Source organism: Mycolicibacterium vinylchloridicum (assembly GCF_013404075.1).
GTDB lineage: Bacteria > Actinomycetota > Actinomycetes > Mycobacteriales > Mycobacteriaceae > Mycobacterium > Mycobacterium vinylchloridicum.
This window is the reverse complement of record NZ_JACBJQ010000027.1, coordinates 1-20,685: the sequence shown is the minus strand read 5'-3', so window position 1 is coordinate 20,685 and position 20,685 is coordinate 1. Positions and strand designations below refer to the sequence as shown.

The following is a 20,685-nucleotide window of genomic DNA, read 5'->3' as shown; positions in this document are numbered from 1 at the left end:
GATTGGGGACCGATGAAGGCCGCTGTCGATTCCGACCGCTGCGCCGGGCACGGCGACTGCGTGTCGACGTGCGCGGAGGTCTTCGCCTGGACTCCGGACGGCTATGCCGAAGTGGTGCTTGACGAGATCCCGGACCAGTACCGAGATCTCGTCGTCAAGGCCGTGGGAGACTGCCCCGAGCACGCGATCAGCGCGGAAGGCTAGTGCCCGACTACGACTACATCGTGATCGACGCCGGCTCGGCGGGCTGTGCGCTGGCCGGCCGCCTGGCGGCCGGAACATCGCGCGTCCTGCTGCTGGAAGCCGGCGGGTCCGATCGGCGGTTGACGGTCCGGGCACCGCTGGCCTTCGCCGCGCAGATGGGCGGCCCGACCGACTGGGACTACCGTTCGGTCCCCGAACCAGCGTGCGACGACCGTGTCATTCCACAACCCCGCGGCCGGGTGCTGGGCGGCACCAGTTCGATGAACGCGATGGTGTGGGTGCGGGGCACCCGGCTCGACTACGACGGCTGGCAGCTGCCCGGCTGGAATTGGTCCGATGTCGAGCCGGTGTTCCGCCGCATCGAGTCGCACTATCTCGGCGGCCCGGCACACGGGACCTCGGGACCGGTGCGCGTGACCCGGCTGGCCGAGCCCGATGTCACCTCCACCCGGTGGATTTCGGCGGCCAGGGCCGCGGGTGTCTCCGCGAACGAGGACCTCGGCGGACCGGATCTCGACGGGACGTCCATCGCGCCGGTGACGGTGTGGAAGGGCCAGCGCTGGAACACCGCACGGGCGTATCTTCGCCCGGCACGCCGCCGCCCGAACTTCACCGTGCTGACCGGAGCCCTCGTGCACCGGGTGGTCATCCGCGGCGGCCGGGTGATCGGCGTGGAGTACGAACGCAAGGGACAGCGGGTGATCGCCGGTGCGAACCGCGAGGTGATCCTCTCGGCAGGCGCGTACGGGACACCTCAGCTGTTACAGCTGTCCGGCATCGGCGCGGCCGACCATCTGCGTGCCATCGGTATCGAACCGATCGCCGAAAGCCCCAGGGTGGGAACCAATCTCACCGACCATCCCGCGACGGCGATGAGCTGGGACGTTCATCCCGGCTTCGTCGGACTCTCCGATGCGCAGAAGCCGCAGTGGTTGTTGCGCTGGGTGTTTCGCCGAACCGGCAAGATGACCAGCAACGCGATGGAGGCCCTCGCGCACATCCGGTCGCACCCGGACCTGCCCGCACCGGACTTCCAGTTGATCCACTCCCCCAGCTACGTGAACCTCGCCGCGATGGAGCGCGAACTGCGCCGCGCGTCCTCGGTGCTGCAGTCGTACTGGACGCCGAAGAGCCGCGGCACGGTGCTGGCTCAGTCCGCGGATCCCCGTGATGCGCCGGAGATCCGGCTGAACACCCTGGCCCATCCTGACGATGTGCAAGCGTTCGTCCGGGTGGTGCGTCGCACTCGGGAGATCGTCGCCGCCGAGCCATTCGGCTCGGTCATCACCACCGAACTGAACCCCGGTCCCGACGTGGTCACCGATGCTCAGATCGAGGCGTGGGTGCGCAGTTCGGTGGCAACCACCGGCCACCCCGCCTGCTCGGCGGCGATGGGCACCGATGCGGGCAGCGTCCTGGACGAGAAGCTGAAAGTGCGTGGCGTCGACGGCTTGCGGGTTGCCGACGCGTCGGTGTTCCCGTGCATTCCCCGGGCCAACACCAACGCTCCGGCGATCATGGTCGGTGAACGCTGTGCCGACTTCATCCAAGCCGCCACATGAACGTCTTCGACGCGCACTTCCACATCATCGATTCCCGATTTCCGTTGGTGCCCAACAACGGTTACCTGCCTGATTCGTTCACCACCGCCGACTACCTACAGCGTGTCGGCGCGCTGCAAGTCACGGGCGGCGCGGTGGTCAGCGGCTCATTTCAGGGATTCGACCAAGAGTATCTGAAAGACGCTCTGGCACAGCTGGGTCCGGGCTTCGTGGGAGTCACGCAGATTCCCGTCGACACGGCCGACGACGACATCCTGGCGTTGGATCGTGCCGGTGTCCGCGCAGTACGCTTCAACCTGTATCGCGGCGGGTCGGCCACTTCGGAGCACGTCGACACCCTGGCGCGACGTGTGCACGAGGTCGCCGGCTGGCATTCCGAGTTCTATCTCGACGCCGCCGACCTGCCCGAACTGGAGGCCACACTGGCCGCCCTGCCGCAGGTGAGCATCGACCACCTGGCGATGTCGGACGACACCGGACCGCTGCTGCGCCTGGTCGAAGCCGGAACTGTGGTCAAGGCAACCCGATTCGCCGGAGGCGAAGGAGACGCCCTCGCCGGGCGGATCAGCGTGACCGACCCCGACGCCCTGATGCGCACGATCGTCGGCGTGAACCCCGCCGCGCTGATCTTCGGCAGCGACCTGCCGTCGACCCGCGCAGCGATTCCGTTCCAGGACAGCGACATCGACCGCGTCGCCGATGCGGTCGGCGGCGAGCACGCCGAGGCGGTTCTCGAGACGAACGCGCGGATGTTCTACCGGCTCTAGGTGAAGAGCTGGCCGCGCAGAAGCTGTTTGAGCGCGGCCACGGTGGCCAGGTATTCCCCGGGTGGCGGTGCGCTGGCGGCGTATTCGTTCAAGCCCCGGAAGACCATGTACACGGCGTTGGCCGCGCTCTCCACGTCCACATCGCGGCCCAGTTCCTGGTCCTGGACGCCCCGTTCGAGAATGTCGCGGATCAGGTTGCGCAGTGCGACGAACCGGGTGTCGCTGGTCTCGGCAAGGTGCAGATGCTGCGGGCTCTCCGCGCGGATGGCTCTGTCGAAGGCGACCGCCAGCGGGTAATCGCGCATCACCTGGACACTCTCGTCGAGCACAGCCATCAGTTTGTCGAGGGTGGCGGCGTTCTGTCCGGCGGCCTGCTCCAAGCGTGGCACGGCGATGGTCGCGACCTCGTCGAACGTCGCTTTGACGAGCTCGGCCTTGTTCGGGAAGTAATGGTAGAGACTGCCGCTGGTCATCTTCGCCTGACGCGCGATCTCGCGAATCGTCGTCTTCGAGTAGCCGACCTCCGCGACACAGCGCATGGTCGCCTCGAGGATCCGCCGCCTCGTCTCTTCACTGTTGGCGCCGACCGGCCGACCGAGGAACGAGGAGTTGGCCGACGCTGCACCTTTGGGTTTCGCCATCGCTGCTGGAAGCTTCTCACAGTCGCGGCCGGATCGGTTAGAGTCCGCGTCGTGGCAGAGCTCATCGACACCGTCGCAGTAATCACCGGCGCCGCCCGCGGTCAGGGCAGGAGCCACGCCGTGGCACTGGCCGCCGAGGGCGCCGATATCATCGCGATCGACCGCTGCGCCGACATCGACTCGATCCCGTATCCGCTGGGCACCAAGGAGGATCTCGACGAGACCGTCCGGCTGGTCGAGGCCCAGGGCAGGCGAATCGTGCCGGTGGTCGCCGACGTCCGCGACCTCGACGCCTTACGAACCGGCGTCCAGAGCGGTGTGGACGCACTCGGCGATATCGACATCGTCGTGGCCAACGCCGGAGTGGTGGCCATCGGGCTCAAAGATCCGGTCGACGAGCAGGTGTACCGCGACATTGTCGACACCAACCTGGGCGGCGTGTGGCACACGATCGTGGCGACGGTGCCTTCGATCATCCGCAAGGGGCGCGGCGGCTCGATCATCCTGACCAGTTCCGCACAGGGGCTGGTGGGCCGCGGCGGCGACGGCAGCGCGGCGATGTTCGCCTATGCCGCGGCCAAGCACGGCGTGGTCGGGCTGATGCGCTCGGCGGCCAATGCCTATGCCCAGCACAATATCCGGGTCAACACCGTGCACCCCAGCGGAGTCGGCACCCCGATGATTCTCAACGATCACACCCTGCGCACATTCCAGGAGAACCCCAACGGCGCCGCATTGTCGGCCAATCTGCTGCCGGTCCCCTTCGTCGAGGCGGAGGACGTCACCAATGCCGTTGTGTGGCTGGCGAGTCCGAAAGCCCGCTACATCACCGGCGTGGCACTCCCGGTCGATGCCGGTCACGCCGTGATGTGACGTCTTACAGGATCGCCCCCGGGGCGTACTTGGCGGCGTCGGGGTAGGAGCTCACCAGCTCGTCGACCTCGGCGACCACCTGGTCGACCTGGCTTGCGGCCGCACCGCTGAAGGCCTGCTTGTCGGCCAGCGCGGCATCCAACGCGGCCCGGTCCAGCGGCAGCCGCTCGTCGGCGGCCAGCCGGTCCAAAAGATCTGGCTCAGCGCCTTTTTCGCGCATCGCCAGCGCGACAGCGACCGCGTGTTCCTTGATGACCTCGTGTGCGGTCTCCCGGCCCACCCCGGCCCGCACCGCGGCGATCAGCACCTTGGTGGTGGCCAGGAACGGCAGGTAGCGATCCAGCTCCCGCTGGATCACGGCGGGGTAGGCACCGAACTCGTCGAGCACGGTCAGGAATGTCTCGATCTGCCCGTCCACAGCGAAGAACGCATCCGGCAACGCCACCCGGCGCACCACCGAGCAGAAGACGTCACCCTCATTCCATTGCGCGCCAGCCAATTCCGCGGCCATCGAACCGTACCCGCGCAGCACCACCTGCAGGCCGTTCACCCGTTCGCAGCTGCGAGTATTCATCTTGTGCGGCATCGCCGACGAGCCGACCTGCCCCGGCGCGAACCCTTCGGTCACCAGCTCATGACCGGCCATCAGCCGCACCGTGTGCGCGAACGACGACGGGCCCGCACCCAGCTGAACCAGAGCCGACACCACGTCGTGGTCCAGCGATCGCGGGTACACCTGCCCAACACTGGTGAAAACGGCGTTGAAACCCAGGAATTCGGCGACCCGGCGTTCCAGTTCGGCCAGCCGGTCGGCATCGCCGTCGAACAGGTCGAGCATGTCTTGGGCGGTACCCATCGGCCCCTTGATGCCGCGCAGCGGGTAGCGCGCGATCAGCTCTTCGATGCGCCGCAACGCAATCAACGTCTCCTCGGCCGCCGAAGCAAACCGCTTGCCGAGCGTGGTGGCCTGGGCGGCGACGTTGTGGCTGCGACCGGCCATCACCAGATCGCGGTACATGACCGCGCTCTCGGCAAGCCGCGCGACAACGGCCACGCCGTGGGCGTGCACGAGTTGCAGCGACTGACGGATCTGCAACTGCTCGACGTTCTCGGTGAGGTCGCGACTCGTCATCCCCTTGTGCACGTGTTCGTGCCCGGCCAGTGCGTTGAATTCCTCGATGCGGGCCTTCACGTCGTGGCGGGTGACGCGTTCACGCGCGGCGATCGAGGCCAAGTCGACGTTCTCGAGCACCCGTTCGTAGTCCTCGATAACGGAGTCGGGTACAGAAATATTGGGGCCGCCGAGTTCTTTCTGCGACCGCAGCACCGCCAGCCACAGCTTGCGTTCGGCGACGATCTTGGCCTCGGGAGACCAGATCGCGACCATCTCAGCGCTGGCGTACCGGGAGGCCAGGACATTCGGGATTGTCACAACGCATTAGCTTACGGCCCAGGTACGGCAAGGTAGACGGATGCACTTTGTCGGCCTGGATCTGGCCTGGGGTGAGCGCAAGCCCACCGGAGTCGCGGTACTCGACGACGACGGCAGGCTCGTTCATATCGCTACCGCCCAAGACGATTCGAGCATCCTCGCGCAGCTTGCGCCCTACGTCGACGGACCTTGTCTGGTCGCCATCGACGCTCCGCTGGTGGTGACCAACCCGAGCGGCCAGCGGGGCTGCGAAACGGACCTGAACCGCGACTTCGCCAAGTTCGAGGCCGGCGCGCACCCGTCCAACACGGGAAAGCCCGAATTCGCCGGCACACCGCGCGGCGCCCGCATCGCAGGCGCGCTCGGGCTGGACATGGACCCCCAATCGAGGGCACCCCGGCGGGCCATCGAGGTCTACCCGCATCCGGCCACAGTGGTGCTGTTCCGTCTCGGCCGCACGCTGAAGTACAAGCACAAGCAGGGCCGCACCCTGGCCCAACTGCGCACCGAATTGCTGCGGCTGATGGACGAGATCGAACGGCTCGCTCAGGCCGCGGTGCCCCTTCGGGTCGGCGACAACCCCACGTGGATCGAAATGCGCAGTGCCGTCGAGAATGCGCAGCGCAAGAGCGATCTACGGCGCGCCGAAGATCCGGTCGACGCGGTGGTGTGCGCCTATGTCGGGCTGTACGCGACGCGACGGCCCGCCTCGGTGACGATCTACGGGGACTTCGCCAGCGGCTACATCGTGACGCCGACGCTGCCGGGCGACCTCACACCCGCACCGCCCGAACCGACGCCCGGCGTCGTGGGCGACGCCGTCGCGCGCTACGCCGAACAGCGCCCCGCGCTGATCGCCACCACCGAGCACTACCTGGCCTTGATCAGACGGCTCCTGGACGACGCCGGCATCAACTACCTCAGCGTGACCGCCCGCACCAAGAGCGTGGCGTCCTTCGCGGCCAAGGCCGATCGCAGCATCCACGGCCAGCGGCTCTACACCGACCCGTCGACCGAGATCACCGATCAGGTCGGCGTGCGGGTCATCACCTACTTGCGCGAGGACGTGACCGCGGTGGGCACCGTGCTGTCCGAGGAACTGGAAGTCCTTGCCGACCTGGACATGGGACAGGTCACCGCGCGTGAGGGCCGGTGGGGATACGCGAGCCGACACCTGCTGGTCGCAATCGAGGGTGAACCGCAGCCGGCGTCGGTGCAGGTGCGCACCGTTCTGCAGCACGCGTGGGCGGAGTTCGAACACGACATTCGCTACAAGGGCACTGTTCCCGAACGGGACGCGCCGGAACTCGACCGCCGGTTCACGCTGGCGGCGGGGCTGCTCGAGTTGGCCGACCGGGAATTCACCGAGATCCGTGAGCGGCTGCGGGCGTCGATGGCCGACGACCGCACCCCGACCGCCGCGGGCGCGGGTATTTCCGCACCGGTATTGGCCACCTACCTGGGCCACCGCTTCCCCGAAGCAGGGTGGTCCCGCACCGAGCACTACGCATGGATCTCCGCGCTGCTCGGTGAGCTCGGCATCCTGACCCTCGACGCCCTCGAGGAGCTGTTGACCAACCTCGACACCGATGCCGTCAACGAACAGATGGATTACCGCTTCCCGGCGGGTGCCGTGCGGCGCTTGGACGATGCCTTACTGGCCGCGTTCGCCGACCGCTACGTCGGCCTGGCCGGCAATGAGCATCGGGTGTCGCTGCTGCAGACCCGCCTGCGGCGGTTGCAGCCCGATCCCGATTAGGCGCGCAGGCCCGACCAGGATTCCGACGTCCCGGTCAGCCGGCTGACCTGCTCGAGGAAGCGGCGCACCTTGATCGGGTTCTCGTGGCGCTGCCATCCGAACGTCGTCGGCCGTTGGCTGCGGTCATGCCAGAAGTGCCCCGCCTTGGACTCCGGCCGGGTGGCCACCAGCCACACCGCGGTGTCGGCACCGTCGGCCACATCGCGCAACAACGGCCGGGTGACAGCACGAAAGCGCGGCAGGTACTGCGCCACCCCGGGGGTGTCGACCCAGCCGGGGTGCATGCTCTCCACCCGGATCTCGGTGCCCGCCAGCCGCCGCGCCCACGAATCGGCAAGCACGACTTGCATCTTCTTGGTGCGCGCGTACGCCCGCACCCCGTTGTAGCCGCGCCGGTACTCCAGATCGTCGACCACGAGCGGCGAGCTGTACATGCCGCCGGAGGACACGAACACCACCGATGCCCCGCCCGCCGCCCGCAGCAGCGGCAGCAGGCGCTCGGTGATCAGATGCGGGCCGAGCACGTGGGTGGCCAGCTGCACTTCGTGGCCCTCGCGAGTGAGGATCCGTTCCTTGGGCATCAGCCCCGCGTTGTGCACCAATCCGTTCAGCGCGGGCACCCGGTTGGCGAAGTCGGCGGTCCACTGGCGCACCGCGTCCAGATCGGAGACGTCGCACACTTCGGCCACCACGTGGGCGCCGGCGACCTCGTCGCGGATCATGGCCGCGCAGCGGTCGACCTTCTCCGGGTTGCGGCCCAGCAGGTGCACTCCTGCACCGAATCCGGCGAATGACCGCGCCATCGCCAGGCCGATTCCCGCGGTCGCCCCGGTGATCAGCACCCGCTTGCCCAACAGCGCCTGCGGTCCGGCGTCGGCCGCCCACCACTGCTTGCGCAGGCCCGAGCCGATCTTGGTGTAGCCGACGAAAGCCCGGTCCATCACGCCATCCAGCAGTGCCGCGGCCGGCCGGGCGAGCCCGGAGAAATCCATGTCTTCGAACGTAATCGCTCAGACCCGCATGGTGCGTTCGTCGATCGGCGCCAACACGTCGATCACGTCCATCAGCGTCGCCCTGGCCAGCTCGCGGGGTCCGTCGCCGTCGCCGACCAGCGCCGAGACCACGGCACCATCGACGGCGTGGACCAGCGCGGTCACCAGATCGACCCGCATGGTGCGTCCCGAACGCGCAATCGCCTCCCCCACGGCGTCGAAGCGCTGCTGCAGTAGCCGGCGCTGGATCTCCCGCAATTCGGGCTGGCGGGCGCAGGCGATATAGCGCTCGTAGCGGGAGATCAATTCTTCGCTGCTGGCCTCGCCCTCCGGATCGCCGACCAGCAGATCCACCAGCACGTCGGCGATCGCCTCGGCACCGCGCCGCCGGCGCGGCAGGGCGTCGACCCGCGCCCGCAGCTGGGCGGTCTCGACCGCGCAGATGTACTCGACGGCCTTGTGCACCAGGTCGTCCAGCGAGGAGAAGTAATAGGTGGTCGACGCCAGGGGCAGGCCCGCGCGACGGGCCACCGCCCGATGCCGCACCGCCTCGAATCCGGCTTCCCGCAACAGCTCGGCGGCAGCGCTGATCAGCGCATACCGTCGTCGTTCCCCCTTGGGGGTCATCGCTGCCGTCACGTTCAGCAATGCTGCCAGCAGCGCCGAAGCGGCATTGCTCTTTCCGAAGAATCATTAACCTGGCTTTGACCTGGCACTAGGCTGAACGGCCCGCGATGGCATGATGTGCCGAATGGCGAACCTGAGCCGTCGTGCTGTTCTGCGACTCGGCGCCGGAGCCGTCGCGGGCGCCGCCGGCGCCTTCGCCGCCGGCCGCATCCTCGAACCCGCCACGCAGCTTGCTGGCCCGGACGTCACGATGACCGGTGTCGGTGCGCCCCTGCTGCCGCCCGCCCCGCTGGAGCCGGCGTCGGCGGGCGCCCCCGCTCCCACGATGGTCACCGGCTCGTTCGTGTCGGCCGCACGCGGCGGCATCAACACCAACTGGGCCATCGCCCGCCCGCCAGGGCAGACGGCGCCGCTGAGGCCGGTGATCGCGCTGCACGGCAAGGGCCAGGACGCGGCGGGTGTGATGGCCGGCGGTGTCGAACAGGGCCTGGCGCAAGCGGTGGCGGCCGGGCTGCCGCCGTTCGCGGTGGTCGCCGTCGACGGTGGCGGCAGCTACTGGCACAAGCGCGCGTCCGGCGAAGACTCCGGCGCCATGGTTCTCGACGAACTGATCCCGATGCTCGGCGGTCAGGGCCTGGACACCTCGCGGGTCGCCTTCATCGGGTGGTCGATGGGTGGCTACGGGGCGCTGCTACTGGGCGCCCGACTCGGTCCGGCCCGCACCGCCGCGATCACCGCGGTCAGCCCGGCACTGTGGCTGTCGTCCGGCGCGGCCGCGCCAGGCGCGTTCGACGGTCCCGACGACTTCGCGGCCAACAGCGTCTTCGGATTGCCCGCCCTGGCGTCGATTCCGATCCGGATCGACTGCGGCAACAGTGACCCGTTCTATTCGGCGACGAAGCAATTCATCGCCCAGCTGCCCAACCCGCCGGCCGGCGGCTTCTCACCGGGCGGGCACGACGGCAGCTACTGGAGTTCACAACTGCCTGGCGAGATCGCCTGGATGGCACCGTTATTGGTCGCTTAGACCACGTTGACGGTGTCCAGGAACGCCGTCGCGTAGTCGGCGTCGCCGGTAATCCGCACGTCGCGGTCGCGCCAGCTCGCGCGCCGGGTGCCCCACTCCGGAAATTCCAGCGCAACACCGGTGATCCGTGCGGCGCAGTCGTCGGTCACACCCGGCATGACCGCACCCTCGGGCACCACGCGCCACGTGCCGCCGCCGGGCCCGGTCAGCGTGATCCCCACCGGACGGTCGAGCCACGCGGGCGCCGCCGCGCGGACCTGGTTGGAAAGCACCGCCATCATCCATTCTCCGACGACGGTCATCCGGTTGGCGTCGGTGTCCGGCGCGGGCCGCCCAAGGGCCGGCGCCATGTCGTGACGCAGGTGGGTGTGGTGGTCGAAGACCATTGCGCCGGTGAGCACCCGCAGCGGGAACCTGCCCAGGTCGGCCAGCTGCATCTGCAGTCCGCCGAGCGGTCGCCGCGCCATGACCGGGAAGATGGCGGCGGCCACCGCGCTCCAGCGGCGGTACTCGGCGAGGACGTCCGGGGACGAGCGATCCCGGCGGGTATCGACCAACAGATCGTTGGCCGCTTCGATGTCGTTGGTGCGCATCATCTTTGCGGCAGCGGGACTGAACATCGCCTTGCAGCCGGTGCCCATGTGCGCGACGACGTCGTGGATTCGCCATCCGTCGCAGCGGCTGTCCATCCGCCACTCGGCGGGATCGAGCCCGGCGCAGAAGGCCAGCATGTCGGCGCGCTCGGCCTTGAACGCCGCACCACGATCCGGTGTCACGTCGGCCATGATTGTCTCCCGTTCTGGAATTGTCTACAGTCGCTATTACTGTCAGCCATTCGATAAGCCTTGCGGAAGCGTCACCGAGGAGATCATGACCGTCGAGAGCCCCCCGATATCGCCGCGGCCGTACCACCGGCTGGACATCTCGGCACCGGACTTCTGGACCGCCGATTTCACCACCCGCGATCGCACGTTCGCGCAGCTGCGCGCCGCCGACGGGCTGTCCTGGCATGCACCGGTGTCCTCGGTCTTCCCGCACTCGGAGACCGGGTACTGGGCGATCACCCGGCACGCCGACATCAAGTACGTCAGCGCGCATCCGGAGATCTTCAGCTCGGCGCTGGGCATGAGCGTCGACCCCCTCCCGGCCGAAGTGCAGCAGGCCACCAGTTTCTTCCTGGCCATGGATCCGCCGGAGCACACACTGTATCGGCGGCTGATCAGTGCGACGTTCACTCCTAAGCAGGTCCGCCGCATCGAGGCGCAGATTCAGGCCAACGCCGCCGATATCGTCGACCGGCTGATCGAAAGACTGCGTGACGGCGAGGAAATCGACTTCGTCAGCGAATGCTCGTCCAAGCTGCCGATGCGGACCGTCTCGGACATGATCGGCATCGCGCCCGCCGATCAAGAGGCGGTGGCGTACGCGGCCGAAAGCCTCTTCAGCGGCACCGACGACGACTACGCCAGCTTCGAGGAACGCGCCACGCATGCGCTGACCCAGATCGGGATCCTGACCAGTTCCGGTATCGAGCTCGCGCAGCTGCGCCGCCGCGAACCGCACGACGACCTGATGACCAATATCGTCAACGCCGAGGTCGACGGTCATCAGCTCACCGACATCCAGATCGGGTCGTTCATGGTGCTGCTGGCCTCGGCGGGCAACGACACGACCAAGCAGACCACCTCGCACGCGTTCAAGGCACTCGCCGACAATCCGGCCCAGAAGGCCTGGCTTCTCGAGGATTTCGATGCCCGGATACCCGCGGCCACCGAGGAGTTCATTCGCTGGGCCACTCCCGTCCTCAACTTCGCCCGGCACGCGAAAGTCGACACCGAGCTCGCGGGCACCACGATCAAGGCCGGCGAGAAGGTCGCCCTGTTCTACTGCTCGGCCAATCGCGACGAGGCCGTGTTCGACCGCCCCGGCGAGTTCGACATCACCCGATCACCCAACCCGCACTTCGGGTTCGGTGGCGGTGGACCGCACTTCTGCCTCGGCGCCAATCTGGCCAGGACCGAGCTGCGGCAGCTGTTCGGTCAGCTGCTCACGCGGCTACCGGAAGTCGAAGTCGGCGAGCCGGAATACCTGCACAGCAACGTCATTCACGGCGTGAAGCGGCTACCCGTCAAGCTAGCGTGATCCGCCCCTCGGCCGCCGCTAGGGCGATATCGGTGCGGAAGTGGCTGCCGGGCAACCGAATCGAGTCCAGGGTTCGGTAGGCGGCTTCGCGCGCGGCAACCAGGTCGGCGCCGGAGCCGACGACTGAGAGCACCCGCCCGCCGGACGAGACGACGGCACCGTCGTCTCGGCGCGCGGTGCCGGCATGCAGCACGCCGTCGGCTTCCGAGCCGGTGATGACGTCACCGACCCGCGGGCGGCCCGGATAGTTCTCCGCGGCCACCACGACGGCAATGGCGTACCCGTCATGCCAGTGCAGCGGGCCGAAGTCGGCCAGCGTCCCGGTGGCCGTGGCGTGCAACACCTGGCCGAGCGGGGATTCCAGCAGCGCCAGCACGGCTTGGGTCTCGGGATCGCCGAACCGGCAGTTGAATTCGACCACCGCCGGACCGTTGGAGGTCATCGCCAACCCCGCGTACAGCAGGCCCGAGAACGGGCAGCCGCGGCGAACCAGTTCGGCGGCAACGGGTTCCACGACTCCACTGACGATGGCGGCGGTCGCTTCCGCGGGCAGCCAGGGCAGTGGTGAATATGCGCCCATCCCACCTGTATTGGGGCCGGCGTCGTTGTTGCCGACCCGCTTGAAGTCCTGGGCGGGCAGCAGCGGGACGACGGTCGCACCGTCGACCAGACAGAACAGCGACACCTCGGGTCCGTCGAGGAAGGACTCCAGCAACACCGGATGCCCCGAGTCGAGCAGTGCGGCGGCGTGTGCGCGGGCGGCGTCGCGGTCGGCGGTGACCACCACACCCTTGCCCGCGGCCAGGCCGTCGTCCTTGACCACCCAGGCGGGTTGACCTGCTGCCGGGCCGAAGCGGTCGAGTGCGGCATCGAGGTGGGCGGGATTGTCGACGGTCTCACTGCCCGCGGTCCGCACACCGGCGGCGGCCATCACATCCTTGGCGAAGGCCTTGGAACCTTCGATTCGGGCGGCTTCCTTCGACGGGCCGAAGCAGGCGATGCCTGCGGCGCGCACCGCGTCGGCGACCCCGAGCACCAATGGCACCTCGGGCCCGATGACCACCAGGTCGATCTCGAGCTTGCGGGCCAGTGCGGTGACGGCCTCGGCCGAGGTGACGTCGATGTCGTGCTGTTCAGCGACGGCCGATGTGCCGGCATTGCCGGGCGCAACGGCCAGGAAGTCGACGGAGTCGTCTTTGCGCAGGCCCAGTAGCAGGGCATGTTCGCGGGCACCGGATCCGATCACGAGGACGCGCACAGGTTCACACCCTATCGCCCACTGCGGTCACCAGGTGTCGACGAACCGCCTCAGCGGCGGGAGTTCACCGCGCGCCGCCGCGGCGGTCAGCGTCGCGGCGATCAGGCCACGGGTTTCCGCCGGATCGATGACGTCGTCGATCTCGAACATCATCGCCGAATTGAGCGCTTGGGCGTTCCCCTCCATCGCCGCCGTCGCTTCGGCGACCCGCTGTTCACGCTCGGCCTCGTCGTCGATGGCCTCCAGTTCCTTGCGCATGCCGAGCCGCACCGCACCCTCGAGGCCCATCGGGCCGAGGTGTGCACCCGGCCACGCCACCGTGAGCAGCGGTTCGTGCAGGCTGCCGCCGGTCATCGCCTGCGCACCCAGGCCATAGCCGCGGCGCAGGATCACCGCCACCAGCGGCACCCGGATCGCCGCGCCGGCGACCAGCATCCGTGACGCGCGCCGAACCAGTGCCTGCGCCTCGGCTGCCGGGCCGACCATGTAGCCGGGGCAGTCGATGAGCGAGACGACGGGCAGTCCGAAGGTGTCGCACAGCTGCAGGAAGCGCGCCGCCTTGTCAGCGGCCGCCGCGGTGATCGCACCGGCCATGACCATCGTGTTGTTGGCGATGACGCCGACCGGGCGCCCTTCGATGCGGGCCAGCGCGGTGACCATCTCCGGGGCGAACTTCTCCCGCAGGAAGGTAACCGAGTCGTCGTCGGCGAGTGTCTCGATGATCGGCTTGATCGGGTAGGCGCGGCGGGCGCGCTCGGGAATGACTGTGCGCAAGGAGGTTTGGTCCGCTGCCGGGCCGGGTGACGTGCTGCCCTGGAAGTATCCGATGAGGCGCTTTGCGACGGCGACGGCCTCGGCTTCGTCGTCGACGACGACGTCGACCACGCCGTTGGGTGCCTGCACCGAGATCGGGCCGACAGAATCGGGAGCAACGTCACCAAGCCCGCCCCCGGCGATCATCGCCGGGCCACCCATCCCGATCGAGGAGTCGGCGGTGGCGACGATGAGATCCGAGCAGCCGGCGATCACCGCGTTGCCTGCGAAGCAGCGGCCCTTGACGATCGCAATCCGCGGCACGATCCCCGACAGCGCCGCCCAGAGCTTGAACGCCCGCGTCTCGAGCTGCGACACCGCGGGAAAGTCGGTGTCACCGGGCCTGCCACCGCCGCCCTCGGCGAAGAAGATGGTGGGCAGTCGCATCCGTTCGATGAGCTCGAAGAGCCGGTCCTTCTTGCGGTGCCCGAACACTCCCTGGGTACCGGCGAGCACCGTGTAGTCGTAGGACAGCACCGCACACGGGTGACCGTTGACGGCCGCGGTCCCGGCGATCAGACCGTCGGCCGGCGTGCGCGCGATCAGGTCGTCGAGGTCGCGGCGGCGGCGCTGGGCGGCGACCGTGAACCGCCCATATTCCACGAAGGAATCCACGTCGACCAGGTCGGCGATGTTCTCCCTGGCCGTTCGGCCGCCTGCGGTGTGCCGGCGTTCCACCGCGTCGGGGCGCGCCGCGTCCTCGGTCAGCGCGCGCCGGCGTTGCAGCTCGGCGAAGTCCGGTCGCTCGGTCATCAACCGAACCTAGCGGGCATACACTCGGCATTGAGGTGTATGGTCATAGCCAACGTGCGCTACATCACAGGACAGCGAGGTAGACCATGACCACCGCGAGCGTGTGCCCGTTCGGAGCTGACCCCAATTCCCGGGTCGCTTCGCTCCTGCCCTCCGGCTTCGACTTCACCGACCCCGACCTGCTCAAGGAAGGCATGCCCGTCGCCCAGTTGGCGCAGCTGCGCAAAACCGCGCCGGTGTGGTGGAACGAGGCACCGTCGGTCTTCGACGACGGCGGCTACTGGGTGATCAGCAAGCACCGCGATATCCGCGACATCTCCCGCGACGGCGACCTGTGGTCGACGAACGCCCAGGGCGTCGTGATGCGCTTCGCCGACGATATGACCAAAGACCAGGTGGAGATCACCAAGGCACTGCTGATCAACCACGATGCCCCCGAGCACACTCGGCTGCGCAAGCTGGTCTCACGACTGTTCACCCCGCGGGCGGTGGCCAAGCTGGAGGAGAAGCTGGCCGACGCCGCCCGCGACATCGTGGCCGCGGCCGCCGAGAAGGACACCGGAGAGTTCGTCGCCGACATCGCGATGCAGCTGCCGCTGCTGGCCATCGCCGACCTGTTGGGCGTCCCGGAAGCGGATCGCCAGAAGCTCTTTCACTGGACCAACAGCATCATGAACACCGACGACCCGGACTTCGACGACGACCCGACCGTCGCCAACGCCGAGCTGATGGGCTACGCGTACACGATGGCCGAGCAGCGTAGGCAGTGTCCGGCCGACGACATCATCACCAAATTGGTGCAGGCCGACATCGATGGGGAGTCGCTGAGCGAGGTCGAGTTCGCGTTCTTCGTGATCCTGCTCGCGGTGGCCGGCAACGAGACCACCCGCAATGCGATGACCCACGGGATGAACGCCTTCTTCGAAAACCCCGAGCAGTGGGAGCTTTTCAAGCGGGAGCGGCCCGAGACCACGGCCGACGAGATCGTCCGCTGGGCCACCCCGGTGCACTGCTTCCAGCGCACCGCCACCCGGGACGTGGAGATCGGCGGCGTCACGATCCGCCAGGGGCAGCGGGCCGGACTGTTCTACAGCTCGGCCAACTATGACGAGGAAGTCTTCGACAACCCGTTCGGATTCAACATCCTGCGTGACCCGAACCCGCACCTCGGGTTCGGCGGCAACGGCGCGCACTTCTGCATCGGCGCCAACCTCGCGCGCATGGAGATCAAACTGATCTTCAACGAGATCGCCAATCAGATCCCCGATATCAGCAAGCTCGGCGAGCCGGAGCGGCTGCGTTCGGGCTGGATCAACGGGGTCAAAGAACTGCCTGTCGCATACCACTGACGCAGGAGCCGGAGATAGCATCCCGGGTCATGGGTTACCCGGGCTATGCGCCCTACCCCGGCTATCCGCCGCCTGCCGAGCCGCCGCGCTCGGCGGCCGACCTTACGATCTCGATCATCCTGATGGTGTCGACGGTGATCGTCGGCGCGGGCAGCGCGTTCATGGGCCTGTTCTCGCTGGCGTTCCTGGACCACTGCCCGCCCGCGACGTGCAGTGTCGACGGCGCCGTGACGTCGGTGTTGTCTGCCCTGGCGATCATGGCGCTGGTGGGCCTGACCGGGATCGTCGTCACCATCGTGCAGCTGGCCCGGCGCAAGCGCGGCTGGCCCTTCGCCGCCGGAACGCTGGTGCTGTGCCTGGTCGTGCTGTTCTTCGGCGGCCTGGCCTACGTCGCGGCAGTGGGCGGGTAGATCGTGCGCACCCACGGCTGGTCGGGTTCGGCGCCTGCCACCGACGAAGAAGCCGTCGCCCGGATTCTGGCCGCCGCCAACCAGGCCATCGACGCCCGCGGCGCCGACCTGAGCATCGCCGACGTGGCCCGCACCCTCGGCGTCACCCGCCAGACCGTCTATCGCTACTTCCCCAGTACCGACGCACTGCTGCAGGCCGCGGCGATGGCGTCTGCGGCCGGATTCCTCGACCGGATGGCCGCGCACTTGTCGGGCATCACCGACCCGGCCGAGGCGGTCACCGAAGGTATTGCTGCCGCGGTGGAAGCGTTGCCCCATGACAAACACATGGGCCTGCTGCTCGGACCGGAACGGGCCGGCGCGTTCAGCGCCGAGGTGACCTCGGATGTCGCATTGACGTTCGCGGGCTCCCTGCTGCGCCGCTTCGATGTCGATTGGGCCGCACACGGATTCAGCGACAGCGATCTCGACGAACTGGGCGAGCATCTGCTGCGGATCGTCCAGTCGTTCATGGTCGACCCTGGCCGGCCACCGCGGCACGGATCCGAGCTGCGCCGCTACCTGGGCCGCTGGGTCGGTGCGGCGCTCCGCACCGGGGCGAGCGAACCGACGGGAAACTAGCGCACGACCGGTCAACCCGCACAAGCGGTTAGGGAGCCGGGGCGACGTCCTGCAGCTGAGCGTTCAGCGGCACCGATGTCGCCGCATGGCCGATGGTGTCGGCCAGCACGGGGCCTGGCCACATCATCGCGGCGAAGATGGCGCAGACCGACACGACGGGTGGGCAGAGCACGATCACGGTGGTGTCGACGGCCTTCACCCATTGCGACACGTGACGAACGACCCTGGCTTGCTTGGGTTCCGGCTCGGTCCACAGGCTGAGCATGGTCGGGGCAGTCCACGAGTCGGCAGTCCACGATTCATACGCGGTCATAGAAGTCATTGCCACTCCTGCCCTTTGGTTCGAGGCCCGAGGCGCTCGATTTCACTTCGGTAACACTGGTGCACAAATGTCACATTTGCGACACGGCAACATCACCGTTTGAGATCTGGGCGTTTCCTTACCGTTGTCTTACTGACCCCTTTGTTATGAGGCTCGGCGTTATGCGGTCCGGCGCTGGAGCCTCCCCCGCGGGATGCGGGAGGGGCTCCAGCGGCGGTCAGCTCACTCCCCGGTGCGGCCCTGGTGCACGGTCGTGGCGACGTCCTTGGCTGCCTGGTGGCGGGTCGCCTTGATGTCCTTGTGCGAGGTGGCCATCTGGGCGTGGTTGTCGGCGATTTCGGCATGCGCGCTGCTGCGCCCTGCCTGGATCTCTTGCGCGGCCTCCTGCTTGCTGATCTCGCCGGCCCGCACGCTCTGCCGGATTGCCACCGCATCGCTGGTGGTGGTGTGCCGGATCGACTTGTTCTCCTGAGCATCGGCGACGATCGCCGAACGCGTCGTCGCGTTGTCCATCTTGGCGGTGTCGAGGATCGCCTTCACATCCTGCACCGTGCTTCCGTCATGGTTGCCCGCGATGATGGTGCGAATATCGGCCGCCGCGGCCTGCCGGGTCTGGCGGATGTCGCCACGAGATTCGCCGACCGCCTCCCGCTCATCCTGAACGGCGCTGCGGGCCCCATCGACGATCGCCACGATCTGGCCCTCGCCGATGTCGCCGGTCAGGACGCTGGCTCCGATGGCGTGCGCCGCGTCGTGACGGGTCGCACGAATCGTGTTCCGGTCAGCGGCGATCTCACCGCGATCGGCGTGTATCGCGGTGTGCGCCTCGACCAGGACATCGTGGATGGCCGAAGACACCCCGACCGGCAACGCGGCCAGCCTCGCCGCCAGGGTCGAGCCCGACGGTCCGGCGGCGAACGCGGTCACCGAGATCGCGGCCACCGCGCTCATTGCGGCAAGCGCCGCGAAGGACGAACGCTGGGTCTGGTCCATGAAATTCATCGCTGTTCCCTTTCGTTTTGCACGAGTTGTCGGCGCCTACCACCAGCGCCACGGGGACCAGTTGATCAATTGCGATGTTGGTTCGGTGTTTGGGAGACAACATGATTGGCACCGCAATACTCAGTGGTGGCGGGGCAACACCACTTCGACGGTCAGCCCACCGCGAGGGCCCGGAGTCGCCTGGACCCGGCCGCCGTGCGCGTGGGCCACCGCACGCACGATCGACAACCCGAGGCCGGCGCCGCTGAAGACGACAGGATCCGCCTGTTGATCCTCGTTGGCAAGCCGGCGGAACGGCTCGAACATGAGGTCCACGTCGGCCGGCGAGATCACCGGCCCGGCATTTTCCACCCGTATCCAGGCTGCGCGGGAATCAGCCGCCACGCTGATGTGCACCCACCCGCCCGAGGGGATGTTGTACCGGACTGCGTTGTCGACAAGATTGTCGATCAGACGCTGCAGCAGAGCCGGATCTCCCGGCACCCCAGCGGAATTGATCGTCGAGGTGATCTGAACGCCGGCCTGGGCCGCCTGCTGACGCACATCGGCAATCGCTCGATTGGCCGCTTCGGCCAACTCCACCTGAACCATCCGATCGATGCGCTGGTCGCTGCTGGCCAGCACGAGCAGACCGTCGATCAGCCGTTCGTGCCGCTTGTTGACCCCCAACAACGTCTCGGCGAGATGACGCGTCGGTTCCACCAGGTCGGGATCCTCCAGCGCCACTTCGATGACCGTTCGATTGATCGCCAGTGGCGTACGCAGCTCGTGAGAAGCGTTGGCCACAAACCGATATCGACTGTCAAACGCACGGTCCAGTCGCTCCAGCATCGCGTCGAACGTGTCGGCAAGCTCCTTGATCTCGTCGGATGGACCGCTCAGCGAGATGCGCTCATGAAGATTGCGGTCGACGACCCGCCGCGCGGTCGCGGTGATCTCCTGCAGGGGCTGCAGCGCCCGCCCGGCCAGCGCCCAGCCGAATGCGAACGCCGCCAAGCCGACAACGGCCAGACAGGCCAGTGACCAGACAAGCACGGCGCGCAGCGTCTCGCGCCGCTGCTCTTCTGCTTGCTTGCTCAGGCCGACGACGAGGTCTTGAAGCAGTGGATGCGCTTCCATCCCGCGCTGCCCCAGAAATGTCTGAGCGGTCTCGAGGGCGTTGACTCCCGGGCTGTTGTCCAGTGACTGCCTCACGTAGACATACATCACGGCCACCAGGAGTGCGCCCGCGACGAAGAATGCCCCGCCGTAGAGCACGGTCAATCTGGTCCTGATAGTCCTGCCCCGCAGCGGCCAACCCAGCAGTTGCGGTGTCTTGGATGACTGCACTCGATCATCGTCGCCGATCTGGTGTTTGGCCGCCGTGAGGAGGCATGGCGCAGTGCCCGTCCCGGTCAGCCCCCGAGCGGCCCGGCCGGCAGTGACATCCCGCAGCGCTGGGCGAACTCGTTGAGCGGCGCGCGCAGTTGTTGCAGGTCAGCGCGGACGGCGGGGTTGGCGTTGAGGTACTGCTGTGCGTCGGCGCGCATCTGCGGGCGAGGCTCCCCCTTGAGTTTGGTGAACGCGTCATTGACGTCGGGATGGGCGTCGAGATAGTCCGCCGTGCTTGCCGCCACCGCCGATACGGTGCGGGCCAGGCCGCTTGCCGTGCAGTCGGCTGCCGCCACTGCGGGCGTGGCCGGCGCCAGCGTGAGCGCCGCGGCGGCGCCGACGACGGCGAGGCCGACGAGGGTATGGCGGCGCACCGGCGCCGGGATGGTGAGTCGGGTAGCCATAGTTCGGCCTTCCTTTCGATCGATTTGTGAGTTCGGCACGTGCCGGACGCATGGAACATCCTGTCGGCAAGGCTGTTTGGTGAGCGTGAGGACGACCCTCACCCTGACCGAACACCACCCGGACGACACTGGCGGCTGCACGAAATCCACTGATACGGAAGGAAGATTCACCATGAGTGATCGACGAATCGCTGTGCGAGCGCTGATCCTGGCAAGCGCTGCGGCCGCTGTCGCGGTGCCGTTGGCCGGGGTGGCCAATGCCGATCCCGGCGTGGGCTGGGGGGCACCGGGACCGGGCATCCTGCCCGGTCTCGGATTCGGCGGGGTGGGCGGCCCGGCCTCCGGGCTCGGGGTAT

At 67.9% G+C, this 20,685-nt stretch carries 21 protein-coding genes and 1 pseudogene; 11 read left to right on the top strand and 11 right to left on the bottom strand.

Annotation, left to right across the window (positions count from 1 at the left end):
• Window positions 1–12: 12 nt before the first annotated feature.
• From HPC46_RS21245 to HPC46_RS21235, 3 genes are read left to right on the top strand one after another with little or no spacing between them, the layout of a single operon-like run.
• The gene (locus HPC46_RS21245) at window positions 13–204 is read left to right on the top strand and encodes a ferredoxin (protein WP_179473568.1); all 192 of its coding nucleotides are present in this window, start codon (window positions 13–15) and stop codon (window positions 202–204) included.
• Window positions 204–1,766: a GMC family oxidoreductase gene (locus HPC46_RS21240; RefSeq protein ID WP_179473566.1), complete on the top strand. Its 1,563-nt coding sequence runs from the start codon at window positions 204–206 to the stop codon at window positions 1,764–1,766. Before HPC46_RS21245 ends, HPC46_RS21240 begins: the two co-directional genes overlap by 1 nt.
• Window positions 1,763–2,533, top strand: coding sequence for an amidohydrolase family protein (locus HPC46_RS21235; RefSeq protein ID WP_179473564.1), 771 nt, complete (start codon window positions 1,763–1,765; stop codon window positions 2,531–2,533). The genes HPC46_RS21240 and HPC46_RS21235 overlap by 4 nt, the downstream gene beginning before the upstream one ends.
• Here HPC46_RS21235 and HPC46_RS21230 read toward each other — a convergent pair.
• Window positions 2,530–3,174 carry a TetR/AcrR family transcriptional regulator gene (locus HPC46_RS21230; protein WP_179473562.1) on the bottom strand — a complete coding sequence of 215 codons (645 nt, stop codon included), beginning with the start codon at window positions 3,172–3,174 and terminating at the stop codon, window positions 2,530–2,532. The genes HPC46_RS21235 and HPC46_RS21230 overlap by 4 nt on opposite strands.
• A 51-nt stretch (window positions 3,175–3,225) precedes the next feature.
• Between HPC46_RS21230 and HPC46_RS21225 the strand changes: the two genes are divergently transcribed.
• Entirely contained in the window at window positions 3,226–4,047 is an 822-nt protein-coding gene (locus tag HPC46_RS21225) for a mycofactocin-coupled SDR family oxidoreductase (RefSeq protein ID WP_179473560.1), read from the top strand.
• A 4-nt stretch (window positions 4,048–4,051) separates the two neighbouring features.
• Here the strand turns inward: HPC46_RS21225 and purB are convergent, their stop codons facing one another.
• Entirely contained in the window at window positions 4,052–5,479 is a 1,428-nt protein-coding gene (gene purB / locus HPC46_RS21220; protein ID WP_179473558.1) for an adenylosuccinate lyase, read from the bottom strand.
• Between the two features lie 40 nt (window positions 5,480–5,519).
• Here purB and relZ point away from each other — a divergent pair, with 40 nt between their 5' ends.
• Window positions 5,520–7,238 carry a bifunctional ribonuclease/(p)ppGpp synthase gene (gene relZ / locus HPC46_RS21215; RefSeq protein WP_179473556.1) on the top strand — a complete coding sequence of 573 codons (1,719 nt, stop codon included), beginning with the start codon at window positions 5,520–5,522 and terminating at the stop codon, window positions 7,236–7,238.
• On the opposite strand, the gene HPC46_RS21210 is transcribed toward relZ, so the two are convergent.
• Together HPC46_RS21210 and HPC46_RS21205 are read right to left on the bottom strand one after the other, a co-directional pair.
• Window positions 7,235–8,230: an SDR family NAD(P)-dependent oxidoreductase gene (locus HPC46_RS21210; RefSeq protein ID WP_179473553.1), complete on the bottom strand. Its 996-nt coding sequence runs from the start codon at window positions 8,228–8,230 to the stop codon at window positions 7,235–7,237. The two genes, relZ and HPC46_RS21210, sit on opposite strands and share 4 nt — an antisense overlap.
• 18 nt (window positions 8,231–8,248) lie before the next feature.
• Window positions 8,249–8,878: a TetR/AcrR family transcriptional regulator gene (locus HPC46_RS21205; RefSeq protein WP_179473552.1), complete on the bottom strand. Its 630-nt coding sequence runs from the start codon at window positions 8,876–8,878 to the stop codon at window positions 8,249–8,251.
• 91 nt (window positions 8,879–8,969) lie between these two features.
• On the opposite strand from HPC46_RS21205, the gene HPC46_RS21200 reads away from it, so the two are divergent.
• A complete protein-coding gene (locus tag HPC46_RS21200; protein WP_179473550.1) occupies window positions 8,970–9,884 on the top strand; it encodes an alpha/beta hydrolase in 915 nt (304 codons plus the stop codon).
• Here HPC46_RS21200 and HPC46_RS21195 read toward each other — a convergent pair.
• Entirely contained in the window at window positions 9,881–10,669 is a 789-nt protein-coding gene (locus HPC46_RS21195) for a maleylpyruvate isomerase N-terminal domain-containing protein (protein WP_179473548.1), read from the bottom strand. The two genes, HPC46_RS21200 and HPC46_RS21195, sit on opposite strands and share 4 nt — an antisense overlap.
• Window positions 10,670–10,754: 85 nt before the next feature.
• Between HPC46_RS21195 and HPC46_RS21190 the strand changes: the two genes are divergently transcribed.
• Window positions 10,755–12,026, top strand: coding sequence for a cytochrome P450 (locus HPC46_RS21190; protein WP_179473546.1), 1,272 nt, complete (start codon window positions 10,755–10,757; stop codon window positions 12,024–12,026).
• Here HPC46_RS21190 and purD read toward each other — a convergent pair.
• Window positions 12,013–13,284, bottom strand: a complete 1,272-nt coding sequence (gene purD, locus HPC46_RS21185; RefSeq protein ID WP_179473544.1) for a phosphoribosylamine--glycine ligase — start codon at window positions 13,282–13,284, stop codon at window positions 12,013–12,015. The genes HPC46_RS21190 and purD overlap by 14 nt on opposite strands.
• Window positions 13,285–13,311: 27 nt before the next feature.
• Window positions 13,312–14,850, bottom strand: coding sequence for an acyl-CoA carboxylase subunit beta (locus HPC46_RS21180; protein WP_179473542.1), 1,539 nt, complete (start codon window positions 14,848–14,850; stop codon window positions 13,312–13,314).
• A gap of 86 nt (window positions 14,851–14,936) precedes the next feature.
• Here HPC46_RS21180 and HPC46_RS21175 point away from each other — a divergent pair, with 86 nt between their 5' ends.
• From HPC46_RS21175 to HPC46_RS21165, 3 genes are read left to right on the top strand one after another with little or no spacing between them, the layout of a single operon-like run.
• Window positions 14,937–16,199 (top strand): cytochrome P450, encoded by a 1,263-nt coding sequence (locus tag HPC46_RS21175; RefSeq protein ID WP_179473540.1) that lies wholly within the window; start codon window positions 14,937–14,939, stop codon window positions 16,197–16,199.
• Window positions 16,200–16,228: 29 nt separating this feature from the next.
• Window positions 16,229–16,609, top strand: a complete 381-nt coding sequence (locus HPC46_RS21170) for a hypothetical protein (protein ID WP_179473538.1) — start codon at window positions 16,229–16,231, stop codon at window positions 16,607–16,609.
• A gap of 3 nt (window positions 16,610–16,612) precedes the next feature.
• Window positions 16,613–17,230: a TetR/AcrR family transcriptional regulator gene (locus HPC46_RS21165; protein WP_179473536.1), complete on the top strand. Its 618-nt coding sequence runs from the start codon at window positions 16,613–16,615 to the stop codon at window positions 17,228–17,230.
• Between the two features lie 28 nt (window positions 17,231–17,258).
• Here the strand turns inward: HPC46_RS21165 and HPC46_RS21160 are convergent, their stop codons facing one another.
• From HPC46_RS21160 to HPC46_RS21145, 4 genes are all read right to left on the bottom strand, one after another.
• Complete coding sequence (locus HPC46_RS21160) at window positions 17,259–17,552, bottom strand: hypothetical protein (RefSeq protein ID WP_179473534.1); 294 nt, start codon at window positions 17,550–17,552, stop codon at window positions 17,259–17,261.
• A 222-nt stretch (window positions 17,553–17,774) separates the two neighbouring features.
• Complete coding sequence (locus HPC46_RS21155) at window positions 17,775–18,554, bottom strand: hypothetical protein (protein WP_179473532.1); 780 nt, start codon at window positions 18,552–18,554, stop codon at window positions 17,775–17,777.
• 120 nt (window positions 18,555–18,674) lie between these two features.
• Window positions 18,675–19,883, bottom strand: a complete 1,209-nt coding sequence (locus tag HPC46_RS21150) for a sensor histidine kinase (RefSeq protein WP_325096721.1) — start codon at window positions 19,881–19,883, stop codon at window positions 18,675–18,677.
• Window positions 19,884–19,948: 65 nt separating this feature from the next.
• The gene (locus tag HPC46_RS21145) at window positions 19,949–20,329 is read right to left on the bottom strand and encodes a heme-binding protein (protein WP_179473530.1); all 381 of its coding nucleotides are present in this window, start codon (window positions 20,327–20,329) and stop codon (window positions 19,949–19,951) included.
• Between the two features lie 172 nt (window positions 20,330–20,501).
• Between HPC46_RS21145 and HPC46_RS21140 the strand changes: the two are divergent.
• A pseudogene (locus tag HPC46_RS21140) lies at window positions 20,502–20,685 on the top strand (hypothetical protein); the annotation flags it as partial.

Excerpts from the sequence above, each read along its gene's own strand:
- HPC46_RS21245 (WP_179473568.1), top strand. The coding sequence starts at position 13 with ATGAAGGCCGCTGTCGATTCCGACCGCTGCGCCGGGCACGGCGACTGC.
- HPC46_RS21235 (WP_179473564.1), top strand. The coding sequence starts at position 1,763 with ATGAACGTCTTCGACGCGCACTTCCACATCATCGATTCCCGATTTCCG.
- HPC46_RS21230 (WP_179473562.1), bottom strand. The coding sequence starts at position 3,174 with ATGGCGAAACCCAAAGGTGCAGCGTCGGCCAACTCCTCGTTCCTCGGT.
- relZ (WP_179473556.1), top strand. The coding sequence starts at position 5,520 with ATGCACTTTGTCGGCCTGGATCTGGCCTGGGGTGAGCGCAAGCCCACC.
- HPC46_RS21210 (WP_179473553.1), bottom strand. The coding sequence starts at position 8,230 with ATGGATTTCTCCGGGCTCGCCCGGCCGGCCGCGGCACTGCTGGATGGC.
- HPC46_RS21200 (WP_179473550.1), top strand. The coding sequence starts at position 8,970 with ATGATGTGCCGAATGGCGAACCTGAGCCGTCGTGCTGTTCTGCGACTC.
- HPC46_RS21195 (WP_179473548.1), bottom strand. The coding sequence starts at position 10,669 with ATGGCCGACGTGACACCGGATCGTGGTGCGGCGTTCAAGGCCGAGCGC.
- HPC46_RS21190 (WP_179473546.1), top strand. The coding sequence starts at position 10,755 with ATGACCGTCGAGAGCCCCCCGATATCGCCGCGGCCGTACCACCGGCTG.
- HPC46_RS21180 (WP_179473542.1), bottom strand. The coding sequence starts at position 14,850 with ATGACCGAGCGACCGGACTTCGCCGAGCTGCAACGCCGGCGCGCGCTG.
- HPC46_RS21175 (WP_179473540.1), top strand. The coding sequence starts at position 14,937 with ATGACCACCGCGAGCGTGTGCCCGTTCGGAGCTGACCCCAATTCCCGG.
- HPC46_RS21170 (WP_179473538.1), top strand. The coding sequence starts at position 16,229 with ATGGGTTACCCGGGCTATGCGCCCTACCCCGGCTATCCGCCGCCTGCC.
- HPC46_RS21160 (WP_179473534.1), bottom strand. The coding sequence starts at position 17,552 with ATGACTTCTATGACCGCGTATGAATCGTGGACTGCCGACTCGTGGACT.
- HPC46_RS21155 (WP_179473532.1), bottom strand. The coding sequence starts at position 18,554 with ATGAATTTCATGGACCAGACCCAGCGTTCGTCCTTCGCGGCGCTTGCC.
- HPC46_RS21145 (WP_179473530.1), bottom strand. The coding sequence starts at position 20,329 with ATGGCTACCCGACTCACCATCCCGGCGCCGGTGCGCCGCCATACCCTC.